The organism is Pontiella desulfatans, from assembly GCF_900890425.1.
Lineage (GTDB): Bacteria > Verrucomicrobiota > Kiritimatiellia > Kiritimatiellales > Pontiellaceae > Pontiella > Pontiella desulfatans.
Genome location: NZ_CAAHFG010000001.1, coordinates 659,626 through 680,352, shown reverse-complemented (window position 1 = coordinate 680,352; position 20,727 = coordinate 659,626). Strand labels below are relative to the sequence as shown.

Sequence of the window (20,727 nt, the reverse complement as noted above, 5' to 3'; positions counted from 1 at the left end):
GCAACACCTGTCTTGCTTAGGTGATCACAAGACAGGTGCCGATTCCTTACCGCACTAAGCGGGATTTAGTTCTGCTCGACGCTAAGGCCGATAAATTTTGCGGCCGCGCCCATATCGGTTCGGTTGGTGACGGTCTTCCAGAGTCCGGGACCTGTTGTTGCACCGACTTGCTCAACATCGCCACTATTCCAGGACGGCTCGTACTGAAGGTTCCCTTTGGTGCCCACGCCATACGTAAGACTCGTGTCATCCTGACGTTCCGCATGCACATGGTACAACCAGTTGGTTCCGCTGTCTTCGGCCTGCCACATTGCGGCGGCAGATTCATCGGCTACCAGTGGATTACCGCCGGTGGCGTATTCCATCAGGTTGTCTTTGGAGTCGAAGTCCGGGTTGTCGTGCAGGGCGTCATTGACACCGACCGTCAGGCCTTCGCTGGCTGCCCATCCGCCAAACGCATCGGCCGTGCCCATCAGAGCAATATTATCGATCCACGTCCCGATGTTCTCCTGCCCCGCACTAATCGCGCCCAGGGTGTAGGTGAATATAACAGACTCGCCCGCCGCGAGGGTGTGGTCGGCCAGACCGGTCAGGTCCACGTCATAATCCTGGAAGTCATTATTCCTCCAGCCCAACGACACCAGACTACCTTCCAGCAACGCCGGAACCGAAGTTACGTCCCCTGAAATGGAAACCATGAAGTTGGTCGCACCATCATACCAACGGCCGATATCAAAATGGAAGCCGGTGAGTTCAATGGCGGCCACCGTTCGATTGGTGATGGTCAGCGTGGCCACGGGGTTCACTCCTTCAAATCTCCATGTCGTGGCACTATTGGTCGAAGCGAATGGGGCCGTTAGCGAACCATACGTTCCGTCCAGCGATCCCTTATCGGTAGTACTTTCAAGTCCGAAACCACCCTCAAACCTGCCCATCACGCCATTATAGGCAGCGTCCGGGGTCAGGAATTCGGTATGGAACAGGGCAACAATACCGTTGGTGGGCACGTCATCCGGACGGGTTCCGTAGGCATCGAAGGAATAGGTTCTGGGTCCGCCGCCCGGCTCTTCAAATTCCACAACGACTTCAGAGTACGCCCAGGTTCCGGGAGCGAGATTGGCCACGGAATTATCGAACACCAACGAGAAGACTGCGCTGTTGGTCACACCAGGCGTCGGCAGGGCCAGCGGGAACGATCCGATAGCACTGAAAGCACCCGGAACATCTTCATTCGCAAAGCTGACTCCGGTCACTACGATATTGGTATTCAGGTCACCCACGGCATACATCAGGTCGATCGTCTGACTCACGGTCGTATCCAAACCTGAAGCACCCAGGCTTTCCCATGGATAAGGGGAAATACGGCTCATGGTTGCCGGAGCAAAACCGCTTCCGATGATTGCAATATTGTCCAGCACCGCATATCCGGTGCCCAATCCCCCGTCAGCGAAGGCGAAAGTAAACGCAACACTCTCGCCATCCGACAACTTACGGTCGGCCAATCCGGTCAGGTCGATATCAAAGTCGCTGTAATTTCCAATATTACTTACCTGAACGAGTCCGGTGTGAGACAGCAACGTCGCACTGCCGAGATCGCCTGACATTGAGACCGTGACCGCATCCATAGAGGCGGCCCACTTTCTGGCGGCGTCAAAATTCAAGGAATCAAGTTCGAGTTCACCGCCCGTGTTGTTGGTGATGATTACCGTTGGATCCGGATTCCCATTGATCACGATGAACGTACCGCCACGGGTTTGCGCTCCGCCCAGCAGTGTTCCATAGCTGGTATCGTCGCTGCCAGAGTCACTGTTGCCCCAAGGGATTCCGGTAATCAGCGCATCAACGCCGGAAAAAGAAACATCGGCCCAACCACCATTTGCCGGACTTCTGAATGGCCCGTCCTCAAAAATGGCAATGACTTTGTTCGCAGCGAAACCAAGCCGGGTTGCACTGACCGCCACCGTCGAGGTTGAGCTTGAGGCCGATCCCATTTCATTCCAGATAACCTGAACGGTTCCGGTTGCTGATTCATTGGCCGAGAGCCCGGCGACACCATTGTCGAAGACCACCGATACCATCCGGTTGGAAGGATCCGGATCGGTGAGCATGAAGGAGCCCGGCGACACGGCAAAACCAGCATGGGACGGATTGATCAATGAAACCGATGAAACATTCACATTGGTCGGCGGGACGCCTTCTGAGTAGGATACTGCAATGCTATTCGAGACAACTGCGGCAGCATCGCTGAAATCCATCGTTATTTGGTCGGACGGATTCAGGAACAGCGTCGTCACCGGTTCATAGACCGCCAAGGACCAGAGGTAATGGCTGAGCACACCGAGGCCATTGTCATAAACATTCGCATAGTACCCTGCTTCGTCAAACGTTCCGCCAGTGATGATCGATACATCAACCACGGAACCGATGGTTCCGAGCGGAACCGTACCATTAACGGTGGATGGAGTGAACGTGTACCACGTGGCATCCGCAACTTCCACGGTATATTCAAATGTGCTGACCGTCGTTCTCGAGTGCAGCAGGGTGGCGTACCACCCATCCGCGGGGCCTTGCGTGCTGTCATGAAGGATCAGGTAGGTATCATCTCCCGCAACCCCGGCACCGTATGTAGACCCTTGCGTCGTGATCGTTTTCACCTTGGATGCCGGAAAATCAAACGCGACCATATAGTGGAAATTGGTGTTATCGTTGATTTGCATCCGATCATTAGCCAAAAATCTGGCCGTTGCAGGTTTGGCTGACTCGGAATTCACGCCGGCATACGAAAACGAAGGTCCCGTATAGCCGCTTGCCGGTGCGGATTCATAATTCTGCCAGGAGGTTGGTGTGGCAACAAAATTCTTATTCGCAGTGACATAATCATTGTTCTCCGAGTCATACACGAACACCTGCCCTCGGGCGGTTCCAGCACCGACTAGGAATACAGCAGCTAGTAAAGCAACAAAGCCTCTTTTCATCTCATCTCTCCCATCTTACTTGTGTTTAAACTCCCCACCACCTGGCGGAAGTTTCCAACCAGCCCCGGCACCCGCCGAACCAGTCCTGCATCGCAATTCCTTTTTTAAGCAATTACCCGTAGAAGATAGCGCAAAGCGATCCGACGTGTCACCTAGAGGAATCTCTAGGTTGTGATCAGGTGGCAAAAAAACCTCCCGTCTACGGGCTTCCCCGGCAGGATAACAGATGGACGCCTATCACAATCGTGCACCAGCCCCGCATGCCAATTTCCACCCGCTTCCTGCGTAAGCAACGGAAGCAGGTTTCCCGAATCATCCATCACCTGATCACGCAAGATTTCCTGTCCGGCAGATTCGGCAGCACCTGGTCAAACTCTCTTATCATATCAGCACACATATCCACGTGCTTCAAGGATGTGGCGAGGTTTCGTGTCTCCTGTGGATCGCTTTGATAATCGTATAGTTCGCGTCCGATCACTTCGCCAGAATGGGTATAGTGCAGGTTTTCCACCGTAGTCCTCCGCCATTCCACATAACGAAAGCGGCGGGTACGGACAGACCACCCCATCACCAGGCCTTCATCATCGATTTTCCGTAAATACTGACTTACGGCAGCGTTGTTCTCTTCGGGTCGCCTGCCCTGCATGAGGTCGACCAGGCTTTCGCCATCCAGCCCTGCCGGAGGCTCCAGCCCGACCAGTTCACACAGAGTTGGAAATACGTCAACCAGCTCGGTGAGCGCTTCATCCTCAACCCTGTTTCCTCGAATCGATGGCGATGCAATGATCAAGGGCGCGCGGGTGGCTTCTTCAAAATTGGTATGCTTGCCCCAGACCTGTTTATCGCCGAGATGGAAACCATGATCCCCCCAGAGACAAATCACGGTATCATCGATCAACCTGGACTCTTCCAATGCTTGGAGAAGTTTACCCACTTGGGCATCAACATAGGAAACGCAAGCCGCATATCCATGCATCATGTGGCGCTGGAGCTCTTCGGGTATCGGCCCCTTGCCCGGCACCGGATGAAAACCGCGTCCCTCATTATACGGCGTCTCAGCATACTTACTGCCCCCCTCAGGATAATCGGGAAAAGCGAGCCGGAAATCTTCCGGAGAATAAAGGTCCCAATATTTTTTCGGTGCCACAAACGGGAGGTGCGGCTTATAAAACCCAACCGCCAAAAAAAACGGTTTCCTGTTTTCACCGAACTGCTTAATGGCTTCGATTGCCGGTGCAGCCATGACGTTACCTTCGGCATAGGCCTCATCGGGAAGATCCATGGCCTCGCAGACCGGCCGAGCCCCTTCAACGGTCGATAGAAAAGCAGTACGATCCGGTTTTGTATCAATACCCAGTCGCTTCATATCAGCCATCGCTTTTCCGAGTATTCTCCGGGTAGCCGGATCCTGATAACCACCACCGGCGGGTTTAACCGGATAAAGGGAAGTATCCCACTCCCATCGAACGCCTTTCGGCCCGCTCCAACTTCGCGAATCCTGCCCCTTGTCGGTATTCCGGCTGTCCATGACTTTGCCGAATCCCATTGTGATATATCCATTCGCCTTGAAATATTCGGGGATCGTCCAGAGCTGAGGTGCGCGTTTACGGGCGGTGTCGATATGCCAGAGTTCCCCGCCCATATTGTAGACCTGCGTTGTATCGGGGCGCAGACCGGTCATGATACTCATACGCGTCGGGCCGCATAGCGCCACCTGGCAGTAGTTCCGGCGGAAAACCGTGCCCATCTCGGCCAAACGATCGATATTCGGGGTTTTCACCACCGGGTGGTCATAACACCCCAGCCAGGGCTTTAAATCATCGACCGCAATAAAGAGTACATTGTGCCGTTGCGCGTGAATATGCAAAGACAGCCCCGAAAAGAGGACAAGCAATACGTTCCTGACCATGATTTCCTTCATATTTTTAACCGACATGGATGAATCGCCAAGGCCCTTCCCCAATGATAAACAACCAGGATCGCGGAATAATTCAGGGCAAACCACGGGTGGAATCTCTAGGTCGGAAACACGTTGAACCCGGAACAGAACCGCTTCCCATTGTACCGACCGTACGCCCTCCGGCACTGATCGAAGCAACATCCATAGGAAACCTAAACCGGAGATGCGCTGGATGCTTAAACCATCTCCACCAGCCCCAAGAACCGGTAGCCCCTAGACCTTCGCGATTCCCGTTGCATAACGACTCAGGGAATCACCGAGGGAACGGGCAATTTCCGTAGCATCCGATTCTTTCAACAGATAGCCTGCGGCTCCGGCCTTCAGTGCTTTGGCAACCTTTTTCTTCTCGCTGAAAACCGTAAGCACCATCACCGCCAGCTCCGGCGTCTGAACCGATAATTTGCGGATGGCCTCGATGCCACCCATGCCCGGCAACCCCAAATCCATCAGGACAACATCAGGCACTTCGGAGGTCTCCAGCGCCACAAACAGATCCTCGCACGACGGAAACACCTGCCCCACCGAGATGCCGTCTTCCAATTCCAGCGACATCCGCAGATTCCGTCGATATCCGGGGTCATCTTCCACAATCCATACATTCATGGGCTTACCCATCCCAAATCCTTATTAATCCAGAAAGGACTATTCCGGTTCATGCGAGACCCGTCTACTGGAGAAATCTCTAGGTGGGATTCATGGATCAAATGTAGATTTCAAGCGCGCACAGCCCGAGGCAGAGGTAACATCCAGGCTTCCGGCATGCCGTTTTTCGATACATCCCAATACTCAGATCACCCCGGCACGAAGGGCCTTGGCAACCGCTCCGGTCTGAGACTGAACCTGAAGTTTCTTATAGATATTGGAGAGATGGAAACCAGCCGTGCTTATGCTGATCTCCAGATCGCTTGCGATCTCTTTCACCGCCAGTCCATCCGCCAGTTTTTCCAGAACTTCTATTTCCCTTTTAGACAACATGAAAACTTCTTCAGCAGAAGGTTTTCTCAGCTCCTGCACCACAATTTTAGCGACTGAAGGACTCAGGGGCGATCCCCCCATGAAAACCTGTTCGAGCGCTTTAATGATCTCCGTCTCATCGGACTCTTTAAGCAGATATCCTGCAGCACCGGCATCCAGGGCCTCCAGCACTTTTTCCTTATCCTTGAAAACCGTTAGAACCATCACCGCGAGATCGGGCGCGAAGTCGGACAGTTTCCGTATCGCATCAAGTCCACTCATTCCCGGAAGCCCCAAGTCCATGAGGACCACATCCGGCGCCTGCTCTGTTTCCAGTGCATCAAAGAATTCAATACAGGAAGGAAAAACCCGTTCAACGGAGATATGCTTCTCTTGCTCAAGTGACTTGCGCAGATTCCGCCGGTACCCGGCATCATCTTCCACAATCCATATATTTATCGAAATCATAAGATCTAGTTTGAAGTTTTATATGAATGGTCTGTTTTATCGGTTATTGCACGTAACGGCAATGTCAGAACGATGGTTGTTCCTTTCCCCGGAGCCGTCTGCAGATCCATTTTACCGCCGAGTTCTTCCGCCCGTTTGCGCATGCTATCCACCCCCCAACCTTCTCGATGAGCTTCCGGATCAAAGCCGCATCCATTATCCTGCAGGCGTAATTCCATGATCCCATCGTTTATTGAAGTGGATAAATCAACACGGGTCGCTCCGGAGTGCCGGGCGCAGTTATGAACCGCTTCCTTAAAAAACATAAGCAGGTGGCGTTTAAACGTCAGAGGCACTATGAGGTCTGGACAGTTTTCGGGCAGTTCCACTTCCAGAGCAATCCCGCTGAGAACGCGCGCGGCCCGCCCTCCCAACTTGTTCAACAGCTCCGGCAGGCGGATCTTGGCCTGATCAATAACCCAAACCACATCCTTTAACGAAGCGGAGGCCTCCCGGGCCATCAGAGAAAGTTCTGATAGGTCATCCTTCGTGGCTCCTTTATTTTCCATGCGCCGGGCCGCCAGATTGATACTGCCCAGACTACTCCCGACCTCATCGTGCAGATCCCGGGTAATTCGATTCTTCAGTTTCTTCAAGACCTTCCGGCGTTGCAGGCGCTGAAGTCCCATTGCCCCAATCAAGCAAAAACAAAGCAGGGCTCCTCCCCAAATGGCCGCACGAAGTTTCATATCACTCCAGGCCTTACGGGCCAGATTCAATTCATGCGCAACGACGACCAATCGCCGGTCTACCGGACGGCGCATCGCTAGGCCGCGGATCCACTCCACCTCACGCAAAATACGACGATTACGACTGAATCCATCCACCAGACGCGAAAGCTGGCCCTGGCCCGATTGAGGAATTCCCTCCGCAGATATTTCGCAGTTGAGAGACCACACTTCATCAAATTCTGATACACGGATCTCTCCGAGCCCCAGAATCTTCTGCTCCATATAGGTATCAAGATCACTGGCAACAATCCGGATATAGCGGGCTTTTTCTGCAGCAGTGATAACATTCAATACATTATCCGTATACAAACGGTCCCTGATTTTCTCCACCTCAAAACGGGTTGCATCTTTAAAGTGAGGATGAACGGAGATTTCGACGGTCACTTGATCAGGAAACCCAAAATGCGAAACCGCCATGCCATGGGGGGCCTTGGCCGGCCAGAGCTGCACCCGGCCAATAGGAAGAATCCGTCCCAGGTCCAACACAATCTGAACGGCCTCTCCGCCGGACGCATTTGCATCCCAGGCGACCATGAAATCATCAACCTTTGTAATCTCTTCGCTCAAAGGCATCCCTAACCCGACGATACCGTCATTCAGGTAGGCCACATCCCACAAGGGGGGTTTCGACAGGGCGCTCTGCGCATGCACCGAGACCGTATCCCAGGCCATCATATTATCCCCCAGTATCGGGCTGTGGTCGGGATCACGAAATAAATAGAGTTCCCCAAGGGCATGGAATGAGGAATCTCCCCCCCCCGTTGGCATCGTTAGCCGCAAGCGATTGATCCTGACCCGCTCCTGAATAGTAAAAAAAACCGGATAGGGGCCGGGATCTGGAAAATCGTCCTCCATCCAGTTGACTATTTCTTTCCATGAGTATGGAGGGGGCGGAACTTCCCATCGCCCGCCCTTGCCGCCGACCCACTTCCCGCCCCGATCCAACACCTCCATTTTAAAGCGTTTTGGAAACGCATACCCCCCCGACTCCCCCGGAACCAACGCGGGAACCATGGCAATCGCTCCCAGACCGGGATCAAAATCGAACTGAACTTCAATCGTATTGATCTTGCCCTCCCGACGAGAATCTTTCCAGGGCAAGGAATGATAGCCGAGATGATCGGATAGAGCCCGGGGTGCATGATGAGGCAGACGGGCAATTTTTTCCAGAAGCTCGCGGCGTTCCTGCTCCAGATTCCGAATGCGGTGCGGCAAAGAAAGCGCAGATACGTCCAGCTGGTTCTCGGCCTGCTGGTGTTTTTCGAGCGGATAAGGGGGATCCACGGGTGTTTTCTGCGCAACGGCTCGCGTAGCAAGCAACCACACCAGCACCATTCCTCTGCACGCCCAATATCTCATCTTCAGAACGATAACATCTTACGGATGCTTGTCGACACAGGAAAGGGAGGCGGAACATTCCGCAGATAAGATCCTGCAGGAATAGCGAATAGACACTGCTGATTAAAAGAAGGAGCAGCCCATGATTTGATTCCGCCAACGCCACGTTGATTCCGCGGGATCGCAACCGCCATCCCGGCAACCCAAAACGGTTGCATAGCCCTACTCTTTTTCCAGAGCATTTCTAAGGGTGTACATTTCATCCGAAACCGCCCGGCAAGCCTTGACCATTTCCGGATACGGGGTATCGGTTACATCAACAAATCCGATACGATAGTTTTCGCCGTCGGCTCGGCCAGTTAGCGGTTGATCCGAGAACTTAAACCAGTGCGAGCCTACGATCAGCCGATTCTTCACTGCCTCTCGGGTATAATTCCGGAACAGGTCGGAGGCTTGTTGAATATCCATTCCGGAACAGAGACCGCTACCCCACAGACCTCGTTCTGACACCGTGCCGAAATGATATTCCCCAATGATCACCGGAGCGTTGAACCCTTCAGGCGGCTCAAACCGGTTCGGCGTATAGTCATAGAAGTTAATGCTGACCACATCGGCATATTCACTGCAGATATTCAGCGCGCTTGAATTTTCCGTATGATTAATCCGGCTGCCCAGATAGAGCTTATCCGGTGCGCCCGCGCGCATGGCATCGCGACAGATCGAATAGTATTTCCGATACCACGCTTCACTGAATCCCACTAGGTCTGCATTGCGTTCCTCACTCCACTTTCCTTTAACAGGTGCGACAGCATCCCATCGCGCAAAGTCCGACTTCCAAACCTTGTTCAGCGCCCCAATCGTCGCATATTTTTCTTTAAGCTGAGCAATGAATACCATTCGGGAGGCATTATCCGCACCGGATTGCAGGGCCTTCTGCGCCGGGGTTACCGGTTGCTGAAACGGCAGTTCATTATCGATGAAGAAACCGATGCACCAGGGGTCTACCGCTTCTTTAGGAAATTTTTCCACAGCCTTGAACACCGCTTCCCGATAACCGGGATGAAAAACATCCGGCAAACTGCTGTGCGCATTATCGTCCGGCTCATGCAGCGACGGGCGGCGGAAATGGACTGCAACCACATACGGGGTCTTCTGTATCCGGTAAAAATCCGGACTACTCCAGTTTCCCAATGTATTCATGCCCCACGCCCGGATCCGGTCGTGGGTAAAGCGGGAATATTCTTCCTGCCAAGCCTCACCAAATTTCAACTTAAGATTACTTTGTCTCGGATTCCAGCTTCCGATTCCGGGCGTTTTTGTCCTTCCAAGGTTCAGATTGAAGCCGGTGGCACCGAGCGACCAGAACGGATGTCCCTCAGGATCCACCAGCCACCAGACGCCATTTTTTTCCACCGTCCGGAAATGCCCCGTGGCCTCGAACTGTACGTTGCCGGTCCACCCCCCATACCGGGTGCGGTCTTCCAAGGTCTTGAACTGTTCAAGCCACTGCAGCTCTGCGGCATGCGTAGCCGCAAGATCTTCATTCGATTTAATCTTAAACTTCCAGTCAGCATGACGGTTCTGGCCATATTGATCCGTCGCCGGAACATAATATTTTTTCAGTTCAGCCATTGTTGGAAGTTGAAAATCCACAGCACCGCGCAGGTTGGATACTTTACAATCCACCGACTCGGCATCCGTAAAAAACTCTAGTTTCACCCGGTTCAATAACGAGGCATTAATCACACGCCAGCTCGTTTGCTGATGTCCTCCGGGGTAGCCGCGCATACGATCGAACAGCCCCGTCAGCTCTTCCGTTCGCTCTCCGACTTCCCCCCGGATAATTAAAACCGGCAACGTTTTAGTCTGCCCAACCGGAACCACAACCGCCCCCTTATTCGACCCCCATCCTTGATTTTTCTCCGAGGATACCTCTGCGCGCACCAGCACCTGCCCGTTGCCCCGGTTTTCCACATCCAGTAAAAGCCACAGCTTCCTGGAACAGTCCCAAGGGGTTCCCGCGGGCCGGATCGCCGCCAGAAGGGGCCCTCCATCGTTCGGTCGTTCGCCCTGAATGATTCCATCTTCAAAATCCATAACTCGCATTGGCAGTTTTAGCGGAGCTGGATCCTCCAGCGGCGGGATCATTTTTTCCGCAACGCAAACCGCTACGCTACCTGCTGTAAAAACCCACCATACGGCAACATTTCGAAGCATGATCTTATTCACTCTAATTTTCATTTCATCCATCTTCTACTTGAGGCTGCGTATTCCCTTCGCCTCCACCCATTTTTTGAGTTGTTGCTCCAGTTCACCGGCCACTTCAGGATAGTCCGCAATCACGTTGGTCGTCTCCGAAGGATCCGTTGAAAGATTATAAAGGGATCGCTCTATAGCCGGTCGGCCCGGCGGCCATTTCGGCAGAGAAGGCTCGATGTACTTCCACTCGCCTTTGCGTAAGGCCAAGCCGAATGATTCTTCGATCATATATTCCTGCCCGTCGGGATCATCTCCAAGGAACGCCGCCAACGAACTGCGGCTGTCCGAACCGTCTCCATCACCCAACGAAACATCCAACAACTCGGCGAATGAAGCCAGCAGGTCAATCTGGCTCACCAATGCATCCGATGTGCCCGGCAGGACTCGTGCCGGCCAGCGAACAATAAACGGCACCCGCGTTCCACCTTCATAAATCTGGTATTTTCCGCCGCGCCAGACACCGGAGCCGTCATGCCCCTTTTCCCCTTCCTCTTGGGAGCAGAGCACGGTGGTTCCGTCGGCGTAGCCATCGTCATAAACCGGCCCGTTATCGCTGGAGAATATGACGATCGTATTTTCAGCCAGACCATGTTTATCGAGCGCCTTCATGATTTCCCCGACCGACCAGTCGAACTGCACCATGGCATCACCGCGATAACCCAGCTTGGTCTTCCCCCGGAAACGCGGGTGCGGCACACGCGGCACATGAATATCCTGCGAGGCAAAGTACAGGAAGAAGGGCGTCTCTTTATGATCCGCGATATAGCGTTCCATCTCTTCCACAAATACATCCGAGAGGGTCGCATCGTCCCACAGCGCTGACTTTCCGCCTGACTGGTAGCCGATACGGCCGACCCCATTGATAATGCTGTTATCATGATCGTGTGTGCTCGGATAAAAGGTCATGGCCTCACGGTGGGTCTTTCCATCCGGATACTGTGTACTGCCAAGTTTCTGAACCTCTTTCAGTTTATTCCCGACATAGAGCGGATCCTTCGGGTCCTGGCCGATCACCCGATGATTGCGCATCAGTACGCAAGGTACACGGTCATTGGTGGAGGGCAGCAGGAAGGAATAATCAAATCCGACTTCCAACGGACCGGGTTTCACATCCCCGTTCCAATCCACAGGTTTTCCCTTTTCACCGATACCTAGGTGCCATTTACCTATCACCGCGGTCTGATAGCCCGATTTTTTAAAAAGCTTCGGAAGGGTCAGCTTATCGGTCGGAACAATCAGCGGTGCATTCGGAGGCAGAACACGTGCATTGTGGCGGAAGCCATGAATGCCGGTCAGCATGGAAAAACGCGACGGAGTGCAGGTGGCGGCAGAACAATGACCATCCGTGAAACGCAACCCCTGAGCCGCCAACCGGTCAATGTTCGGTGTAGGAATCATTTCAGAGCCATATGCCCCAACATCGCCGTACCCGACATCATCACCGTAAATAATAACCACATTCGGTTGATCGGCTGCCTGAGCCAAAACCGCCAGCGTTCCCGCAAGCCCGATACCCATTATAGATCTATTTCTCATAAAAAAACTCAAGTTATTCATATAGAACAATATATGCACGAATACAGTTGTTCCATGATTACAATTACCTCTAAGCGTACCTCTGCCCTGTGAAAAAAGCATCTGGTGAAACCTACAGGTCAGCCAACTTGACCCCCTGGCCCGACTCATTCCTCAAAACGTCATCTTAAAACTCTCAAAAACTCTAATCCAAAACGACCCGCTTGTAGGGAGAAGAAATAGCGGTTTGCAGCGTTCTTAACGGCGCTTCAACATGCTTCCAATGACAGGAAAAAAGATCAATGCTTGTTGATCCATCCCGGACCGGAATCCTTCCAGACCAGCCTGTTTTTTCCTCATCCCATTTCATTTCCATCCAATTGTCATCGGGTATCAAGAGCTTCAGGTATGCATCCGACCCTTCCGGCGGACGATCAAACATCCAATACAAGCGCCCTCCTTCCGCCGGATCGTTTTCAGCAAACTTCACGGTCACGACTACTTCGTCATTTTCACGATGTATTTCCATTTCCGGCACCGAAAGCAATGAATCGGTCTCACCGGGGAAGAAGTGATACAGTAACAGCGCATCATGATTCTGCACCCCTTGTATGGCTCCGGGATGTTTAGACTTTTTTCCATGCCCGGAATTGGGCTGATAAAATACCGGGATTCCCGGATAATGCTCTCCGCCCCAGGCCACATCAAAACAGACAAAATCATGAGTCCCCGGCTCAAACAGCATTGCAGCGCCGCGTTTTTTCAATGCCTGGAAATTTTTGGAGATAAAAACCGCATCGGCCATCTCGCCTGCTAATTGCTGCAAATCCTCCCAGCTTCTTCCCATCCGGAGCGCATCCTCGTTATACACCGGGCCATAGGTTCCACCGAGGAAATGGTGCGGGCGTTTGACACCGGCCTCTTTATTGTAGTCCCGCAATCTATTCCAAGCCTTGGAATCACAAAGACGCAATGGAGATTCCCATAAGGGTGAAACCGTTGCATGCTGCGCGGTGATGCGATCATCATGAATCAGGGCCACTGAGGGGGATGCCCCGTTTTTAGAGCCGCCGGAAACCACGACGTTTCCAACTTCAAAATATTCCTCTTCCGCATACGCCGCCGTAACCGCCCGCATCAACGAAGCCGGCCATCCCCAATACTGAATGGAATATCGGGGATTCAGGGTTTTCAGAAAACGGGTACCCATCTCATTCCCCAGCGTCTTCTGTCCCCAGGTGCCCGGCTCCTGCACAATCGTATGCACGACACCGACGCCTCCCTCCAGCAGCTCTGTCGCTAAACGATTGAGCGCGGCATCGCCCTCAAATCCTTTCAGCTGATGTCCACCCGTCAGCCAGAAGCCTTTTGCTTTCGCCTCAGCAGGAACAATCAAGCGCACCGGCACCCGATAGTCCTGACCCGGCCAAAGTTCGCCGACGCTGATCGTCATTACTTTTTGCCGGGTTTTCAGTTTTCCGGAAACGGTATGCCAATCCCGCTGGATGTCCTCTTTCAATGTGGAGGCATCACGGATTTCGGTCATATTGAAAAGAGCAGGTGCTGCAAATCCAGCCACCACGCTCAATGCGCACCAGAACGATAACATGTATGCCGTCAATCCCATCCGTTTATTCCGCCGTCCATTGGATTATATTGAACAGGATCTTATCGGCCACCGGATCGGAACCCAGATTTTCCACCAGGCGCAGCGTATTAAGCACATATCGTCCGTTACCATGCGGCACGACTCCCATATCCATACCAAAGAACGCAGGTTCAGGACCGATGTAACTCTGCATATGCGTTTTTTCGCCGGCATAAAAACCATAGCTGATAGAACCCACAATCAGATCGTTCCCCATGTCTTTAAGGACATAGGGCGACCAGACATTTTCATATTCCTGCCCCATCATGCAATTGACCGGGAGTCCGTCAAATACCGGATGATCCGTCACGATGTGCGACACGCCGACCCACAGGCCCAGCGCATGCTCTTTATCTTTTTCGATCGGCAGGACCTCATCGGATGGGAGCTGCGCGCCCCAATAGACATTCCCCGGGCGGCGCAGAGCCTGAAGGTATACCGCCGTTCCGCCATCCTTCACAAATTGTTCCAGCGTCTGGAACCGGGTTTTGAGAGCCGAAGTCTTCGCTTCATTATCCACCACATAAACCGGCATCGACTCCGGGGTATCCTTATTGAATTCCACGAAGGGAATACCCGATTTTTCCAGGAAAGGTTTCAACTTATTATTCGAATCCAGCACCGCAATTTTTGCAGAAGGAGTTAGTAGATCCTTTGAACCGAAAACATCAAAGCCGAACGTGTTCTGGGCAACCAAAGCACCCGAGGCATCTTTCAGGGAAACCTCTGCCTTGAATGCGCCCGATAGCTTAGAGGCATCGAGAGCTTCTTCCAACAAGTTGGATACGCCTTTGCCTAGTTCAACGTTGCGCGACCACTTTTTCACCGGCTTACCCGATTCATTGACAAGCTGAACCGTAAGCGACCCGCCGATCATCCCTAAATCATTAATCCCGGTCACACGAACTTTCGCATCCTGTCCGGCATAAATATTACGAGGCATTACCCGAACCGCAAGATAACGCGGGGCGTTGGCTTCTTTGGTTCCATAGTAGGACTGCTTTGGATTACGCCACAGATCGAGCAGTCCCGCCCCGAGCACCCAATCACCACCGGTTAGCGCATGCACACAATACCCGCGAACCAAGGGGTTGGAACGTATCGCCTCGATCATGCGTTTATTGGCATCGGAATGAATCTGCTGTTGCTCAATACAAAACTCCTGCACACTTGGATAAATGGCATCCAGACCACTCTCTTTCAGCACCTGGGCCGTGGTCTCCTCAAGCATCTGGTGATATCGGTATGGCGGCACGAGCGGATTGCCCTTTTCACGGAACCGCTTATTATTCTCCACCACGTCCGGAATACTACCGTAACCAATCTCTGAAACCAGCGACATCAGCCCCGGATGAGCATGTTTATTTCTCACCCTTTTCGGATCAAAACCGACCGCGTTCATCTCCTGCGGGGTCATACCCAATGAAAGAAATGAGTTATAAGTATCGTCGTTAATCGGTGCGCCGCAATAAATATGAATGTCATTAAATTTCGTTGGTTCCACCTTATAGGGCAGATAGATATTCGCTCCGTCCGCAAAGCCCCCGGATTCATCAAGAATCATCCGCGATGGATCCAGCTCGCGGGCCAGCATCGACATCGGATGTTTCATCCGCTTGAGCTCGGCCCGCCAGATTTCATTAAAGATTTCCCACTGCACGATGCATGCACGGTTCCGGTCGCGCATGATGGCAGCACGCACTTCATGTTCAATGCGGCGCGGCATATCCGGCGTCACGGTCGGCCACTGTTTCATGCATTCAATCGGCAGCCCGCCAATGACGAGCACACCCATTTCATCACAAAGGTCAAGCCATGCCGGCGGCGGTGGTTTACGCCATGGGCGGATCATATTGAACCCGGCATCTTTCGCCAACTGGATTTCGCGATGTGCCATTTCCATATTATCCGGCAGGGCCAGTTTTGTCGGATAAAGGCCTTCAAAAAATGCCGCTTTGATATAAACCGGCTCACCGTTCAGTAAAAATTCCTTGTCTTTAATCGTCAGTTCACGCATCCCGAAGCGGGCGGACTCCTCATCGGAACCGTCCACCGAGACCGAAACGGTGTAGAGGTTCGGCGCATCGGGCAACCAGTATTGGGCATCAGGAATCTTAACCGTCCAATCGCCTTTGTTTGTCCCCGGATCCAGCAGCATTGACTCCTTATGTTCAGCTACGATCTGTCCCTCATGGGAGATCGAAACATGGACTTTTTTTCCCAGCCGCTTTGTACCGGTATTATTGAGCGTAAGTTCTACCTTGGCTGAATCGTCGGCCAATCGGGGGATCACAAATACATCGTCAATGGTGACGGGGCCGGCCGCCACCAATCGTACGGACTGCCAGATACCGCCGACAATGGCCCCACGCCAATGCGGCGCATCGTTTTTGCCCAGTCCATCAATCACCAGATCTTCGCGTGTCACAATCGGGCCCACTACGCGCAGGGAAAGAAAGTTTTCACGATCATAGTCCAGCAGGTCATCGACGCGGAACTCAAACGGACTGTATCCACCTTCATGACGTCCAACGCAATGATCATTCAGCCAAACTTCGGAAATATAGTTTACCGCATCAAACTGAAGCCGGACGGTCTTCCCTTTCCAATCCTTGGGAATACTGAAGGTTTTGCCATAGGTGACCACCCCTTCATAATCCTGTACAATCTCTTCCCAGCAGCTGGGCACTGGAATCGGCCGGCTTTCCAATGCCTGGAAAACGTCATGCGTATGCCATTCCGCAGCCCGTCCTTCATTGGCGGCATCAAAAACAATGTTCCATTCTCCGTCCAGCGATTGAGATTCACGCAACTCCGCATTTCCAATCATTGCAACCACCAGCGCCGCGAGGGCAAACATTAGTTTTTTCATTATATCGTCCTTTCAAAAAACGCTGCCGGAAATTAGTTCGAGCCGGCTTTCTTTGCATCCAACGCCGTCTTATGCGTCTTGTATTCCTCCCAGCTTAATTCACCATCGTTGTCTGTATCCGCATCAGGATGCCAGCCGAAATATTTATCCTTCCACAACTCATCCGCCGTCTTTGCAGCAGTCTCCTGTTTGGGCACATTTGCTTTCGGCGTTGTTTTTGGAACCATCGCATTCATTTGGGCAGCCAGTTTTACTTTGATGGCATCGTACTCCGGATGATGAGCCAGATTGTTCCATTCATTCGGATCATTGCGATGATCATACAACTCTTCGCCCCCGCCTTCATACCGGGTATATCGCCAGTCTTTTGTCCGGATAGAAAGATGCTGATCAACAGGCTTTTGCGATTTCCAACTGGCAATAACTGAAAGGGCGGCATCCGGCCCATCCCACTCGGTCGTTTGCGGATGCTCCAGGAATGGCCGAAGGCTGTGCCCATCGACCGGCGCACCACGGGAACCCTTCACCGTCTCCCCCGTAATACCGCAAAGATCGGTGATCGTGGGAAAAACATCAATCAGGCTGACCGGATGGCCGACCGTTTTCCCGGCACTTGCCGCGTAGCGCGAATCACGGATGATGAGCGGCACACGCGTGCTCTCTTCCCATAGATTATATTTCCAGAGATATTCTTTTTCCCCGATATTATAACCATGGTCACTGAACAGCACGACAACCGTGTTTTCCTTAAAACGGCTGCCGTCCAGAATCGCGAGCGTCTGCCCCACGATGTCGTCGGCAAAGGCCACCGAAGCCAGATAGGCCTGAACGTATTTTTTAAACTCCAGCTCGGGATCGTCCGCGCCGGCGCGCAACGCCTCTATGGTTTGTCGCCCACGCGAACCTTCGCCCCATGGAAGATCATCGATATCGTCTTTTTTCATGACGGGAAGCTGGACATCTTCGAGCGTGAATTGATCAAAAAAGGTTTGAGGAACCACCAGCGGCGTGTGCGGTCGCATGATGCCGAACGCCATCATAAACGGTTCGGCATTCTTGTTCCGCTCCAGCGCAACCATCTTTTTCCGGAACCATTCAACGCTCTGTTCATCGGTCATCAGATCGCGATCATCCTCAGATACATAACGAAACGGTTTTCTTGAATTGGAATCCCACCAACCGGTGTAGCCACCGACAGAAGGAACATCCGACAGAGAAGCATAGGTGGAATCCAGAGCGCCGAGTTCGGCCATGGTTTCAGGACAAGACGGATGCAAGGCTACCTTTTGGCCGTCCCATGCCATCGGCCCGTGATATTTTTTTATCCCTTTCTGTGTCCAGGCCGTTTGGGGAACATGGTGGAAGACCTTCCCCGTTTGATAGGCCTTGAATCCATTTTCGCGCGCTAGTTCCGGCAAGTTCTTCGAGTCATTCAGCACCTCGTTCTGCAACGGATTATTGAACCCCCAACACCCGCTTGAAAGCGGATGCACACCGGACATAAAGCTCGCACGCGAAGGCGAACAGACCCCGACATTCGCATGGGCATTCAGAAACAGCACTCCTTCACTCGCCAAACGGTCCATGTTCGGGGTCTTCGCCTGCGGATGTCCACCCATCACTCCTAGCCAGTCATTCATATCGTCTAACACGATCATCATGACGTTCTGCTTATCCGCAGAAGCCGAATGGAATGCCACCCCTAACAATATAGCTATAATACAGATTTTTTTCACAGATCTATTTCCCATCCTTATGCGCTTTCAGCTCCGCCCAGCTCAATACACCATCCCCGTTGCTATCCGCTGCGGGATTCTCTTCAAAATAGGTGTTCTTCCACTTTTCATTATCCGCCGCGGTAGGCGCAGGAAGCGGCTTCGATTTCGGAATGCGGGCCATCAGCTGGTCGCGGAAATTGGCTAACTGTTCTGCATACTCGGGATTCAGCGCCAGGTTGGTCCACTCTTTCGGATCCCGCGCGGTGTGGTACAATTCCTCTTTACTATTTTGATACCGGATATAGCGCCAGTCCTTAAAGCGCAACGAATAGCTCTGCTTCGCCGGATCATAGTAGGTATCCCATTTATAAAGGGCGGTCAATGCGGCATCGGGGCCGTCCCATCTTCCGGACACGGGATCCTCAAGCAACGGCTTCAGGCTGTGCCCATCCAGCGGACGGCCTTTTTCATTTTTCATCGTATCCGATGGAAGGCCGCAAAGATCAATCAGGGTCGGAAATAAATCAATCAGCGACACCGGCAGCGCCGTTGCCCCGCCGGCTTTAGCGATGCCGGGAGCACGAATCACCAGCGGAACACGGGTACTCTCCTGCCACAGGGAGTTTTTATACAGATAATCCTTCTCCCCCATGCCCCAGCCATGGTCGCTGGTGAGGACAATGATCGTGTTGTCTTTCAGCGGGGAGTTGTCAACCACCCCCAGAATGTCACCGATAAGATCATCCACCGAGGCCACGCTGGCCAGATAGGCCTGGATAAATTTCTTCAGCGCCAGCTCCCGATCCCCATCAAAGGAGGTGATCAGACTGTCATAGATTTTTGTTCCCCGGTCGCCGCCACGGTCATCTTCAGCAGATGTAACCGTTTTTTTATAGGTATCCGCGGCATCGTTTTCCTTGATCTGAGGTAGCTCAATAGACTCCAGCGGGAAACGATCAAAGTATTTCTGCGGAACAATCAGCGGTGTGTGCGGACGTAGAAAGCCCACCCCCATGAAAAATGGTTTTCCGCTCGGATCCTGCGCAATTTTTTTAAGATGCTCCACGGCCCAGATGCCGTTCAATTCATCGCCCGTCGAGTCCCGGTCGCTTTCCGACTCATAACGAAACACCCGCTGCTTCGCCCAGTTTCCAGTCCGCCAGGTAAATGGCCTGCCGTTCTCCGGAGAAATTTCACCCTGCAATTTAAAGAGCGGGCCGAAAGAACCATCGATCGCCCCGAAATCATCACGGAACGGCGCTTTATTCCAGGGATGCGCCACCGTCTTTTCTTCATTATACGCAAATGGACCATAGTCGGACGGGTGACCGAATTGCGTCCATTCCTGCTCGCCCCGGTTATGCATCATTTTACCCGTACCGAGAGAGACGTAGCCATTCTTACGAAAATGATCCATCAAGGTACGTGAATTTTTCAGCACCTCATAACCATCCCAGTTATCAAAGCCATAACACTGTGAGGTATGTGGATACAGCCCGGTCAGAAAACTTGCGCGCGAAGGGTTGCAGATTGGAATCGTGCAGTGCGCCTGCTTAAACGACACCCCGCTCTGGGCAAGCCGTTTCATATGCGGCGTGCTGATCTGGGGATGATCCCCAAACGACTCGACATAATCATTCAGATCATCGCAGACAATCAGAATCACATTAGGCTGCCGTGCTGCGCCGGTAACGTAGCAAAAGCCCAGTCCCAGTAGAATGCTTAAAACCTTCACACCCGATATTCCCCAATTGCTTCGGCAATGGTCCCCGCCTGGGTATAGGCCACGACATTAACCGCGACTTCAAAGCCCCGGATCCCGGAAATAATTCCGGGCAAAGCATCCACCCGCCTGTCAACCTCCAGGGCCAGATCGGCTTTTTCCATTCCATCCACCTGCGCCATAAGCTTCCACGAACCAACATGTTTATACATATAGCACTCCTTTCAGGCTCATTGAGCAACAGCATGCGCCTGTACCTAACGCAAAATGATTCCGTAATTTCGAATACAGCGTATAGACATAAAGCATAGGCGGCCATTTGGGCAACTGGTAGAATCTACAGGTAGGGAAACAAAAACGATACCGTGGGACTTATCAGGATTCTGGCTTCATCGGTCAACAACCACAGCTTGTCAGAAAAACCAAAAAAGAAACACCCCCCATTCGCAGGGGGAGGGGAAAACACCCCTCCGCCCGAAGTGGAAATCATTCGAGCCACTTGGGTTTCACCGCCATGATGCTGCCCC

12 protein-coding genes are annotated in these 20,727 nt (G+C 52.7%); all 12 read right to left on the bottom strand.

The window, feature by feature from the left end:
- Positions 1-65 precede the first annotated feature (65 nt).
- The gene (locus tag E9954_RS02540) at positions 66-2,975 is read right to left on the bottom strand and encodes a hypothetical protein (RefSeq protein ID WP_136077673.1); all 2,910 of its coding nucleotides are present in this window, start codon (positions 2,973-2,975) and stop codon (positions 66-68) included.
- A gap of 319 nt (positions 2,976-3,294) precedes the next feature.
- Positions 3,295-4,911, bottom strand: a complete 1,617-nt coding sequence (locus tag E9954_RS02535) for a sulfatase (RefSeq protein WP_168441909.1) — start codon at positions 4,909-4,911, stop codon at positions 3,295-3,297.
- Between the two features lie 237 nt (positions 4,912-5,148).
- Positions 5,149-5,538 carry a response regulator gene (locus E9954_RS02530; RefSeq protein ID WP_168441908.1) on the bottom strand — a complete coding sequence of 130 codons (390 nt, stop codon included), beginning with the start codon at positions 5,536-5,538 and terminating at the stop codon, positions 5,149-5,151.
- 183 nt (positions 5,539-5,721) lie between these two features.
- Positions 5,722-6,357 carry a response regulator gene (locus E9954_RS02525; protein WP_136077670.1) on the bottom strand — a complete coding sequence of 212 codons (636 nt, stop codon included), beginning with the start codon at positions 6,355-6,357 and terminating at the stop codon, positions 5,722-5,724.
- 5 nt (positions 6,358-6,362) lie between these two features.
- A complete protein-coding gene (locus E9954_RS02520; RefSeq protein WP_168441907.1) occupies positions 6,363-8,462 on the bottom strand; it encodes a sensor histidine kinase in 2,100 nt (699 codons plus the stop codon).
- A 225-nt stretch (positions 8,463-8,687) separates the two neighbouring features.
- Entirely contained in the window at positions 8,688-10,562 is a 1,875-nt protein-coding gene (locus tag E9954_RS02515; RefSeq protein ID WP_136077668.1) for a hypothetical protein, read from the bottom strand.
- A gap of 156 nt (positions 10,563-10,718) precedes the next feature.
- Positions 10,719-12,260, bottom strand: a complete 1,542-nt coding sequence (locus tag E9954_RS02510) for a sulfatase family protein (protein ID WP_136077667.1) — start codon at positions 12,258-12,260, stop codon at positions 10,719-10,721.
- A gap of 184 nt (positions 12,261-12,444) precedes the next feature.
- On the bottom strand, positions 12,445-13,827 hold the full coding sequence (locus tag E9954_RS02505) for a hypothetical protein (protein WP_187357942.1): 1,383 nt from the start codon (positions 13,825-13,827) through the stop codon (positions 12,445-12,447).
- A 43-nt stretch (positions 13,828-13,870) separates the two neighbouring features.
- On the bottom strand, positions 13,871-16,759 hold the full coding sequence (locus E9954_RS02500) for a glycoside hydrolase family 2 protein (protein ID WP_136077666.1): 2,889 nt from the start codon (positions 16,757-16,759) through the stop codon (positions 13,871-13,873).
- Between the two features lie 32 nt (positions 16,760-16,791).
- A complete protein-coding gene (locus E9954_RS02495; protein ID WP_168441906.1) occupies positions 16,792-18,420 on the bottom strand; it encodes a sulfatase in 1,629 nt (542 codons plus the stop codon).
- Positions 18,421-18,499: 79 nt separating this feature from the next.
- Positions 18,500-20,212, bottom strand: a complete 1,713-nt coding sequence (locus E9954_RS02490) for a sulfatase (RefSeq protein WP_222847026.1) — start codon at positions 20,210-20,212, stop codon at positions 18,500-18,502.
- Positions 20,209-20,412 carry a hypothetical protein gene (locus E9954_RS02485; protein WP_136077664.1) on the bottom strand — a complete coding sequence of 68 codons (204 nt, stop codon included), beginning with the start codon at positions 20,410-20,412 and terminating at the stop codon, positions 20,209-20,211. The genes E9954_RS02490 and E9954_RS02485 overlap by 4 nt, the downstream gene beginning before the upstream one ends.
- Positions 20,413-20,727: the final 315 nt, after the last annotated feature.

What these genes read in the sequence shown, in the direction of transcription:
- E9954_RS02540 (WP_136077673.1), bottom strand. Translation starts at nt 2,975, where the DNA reads ATGAAAAGAGGCTTTGTTGCTTTACTAGCTGCTGTATTCCTAGTCGGT.
- E9954_RS02535 (WP_168441909.1), bottom strand. Translation starts at nt 4,911, where the DNA reads ATGTCGGTTAAAAATATGAAGGAAATCATGGTCAGGAACGTATTGCTT.
- E9954_RS02530 (WP_168441908.1), bottom strand. Translation starts at nt 5,538, where the DNA reads ATGAATGTATGGATTGTGGAAGATGACCCCGGATATCGACGGAATCTG.
- E9954_RS02525 (WP_136077670.1), bottom strand. Translation starts at nt 6,357, where the DNA reads ATGATTTCGATAAATATATGGATTGTGGAAGATGATGCCGGGTACCGG.
- E9954_RS02520 (WP_168441907.1), bottom strand. Translation starts at nt 8,462, where the DNA reads ATGGTGCTGGTGTGGTTGCTTGCTACGCGAGCCGTTGCGCAGAAAACA.
- E9954_RS02515 (WP_136077668.1), bottom strand. Translation starts at nt 10,562, where the DNA reads ATGGATTTTGAAGATGGAATCATTCAGGGCGAACGACCGAACGATGGA.
- E9954_RS02510 (WP_136077667.1), bottom strand. Translation starts at nt 12,260, where the DNA reads ATGAGAAATAGATCTATAATGGGTATCGGGCTTGCGGGAACGCTGGCG.
- E9954_RS02500 (WP_136077666.1), bottom strand. Translation starts at nt 16,759, where the DNA reads ATGAAAAAACTAATGTTTGCCCTCGCGGCGCTGGTGGTTGCAATGATT.
- E9954_RS02495 (WP_168441906.1), bottom strand. Translation starts at nt 18,420, where the DNA reads ATGATGATCGTGTTAGACGATATGAATGACTGGCTAGGAGTGATGGGT.
- E9954_RS02485 (WP_136077664.1), bottom strand. Translation starts at nt 20,412, where the DNA reads ATGTATAAACATGTTGGTTCGTGGAAGCTTATGGCGCAGGTGGATGGA.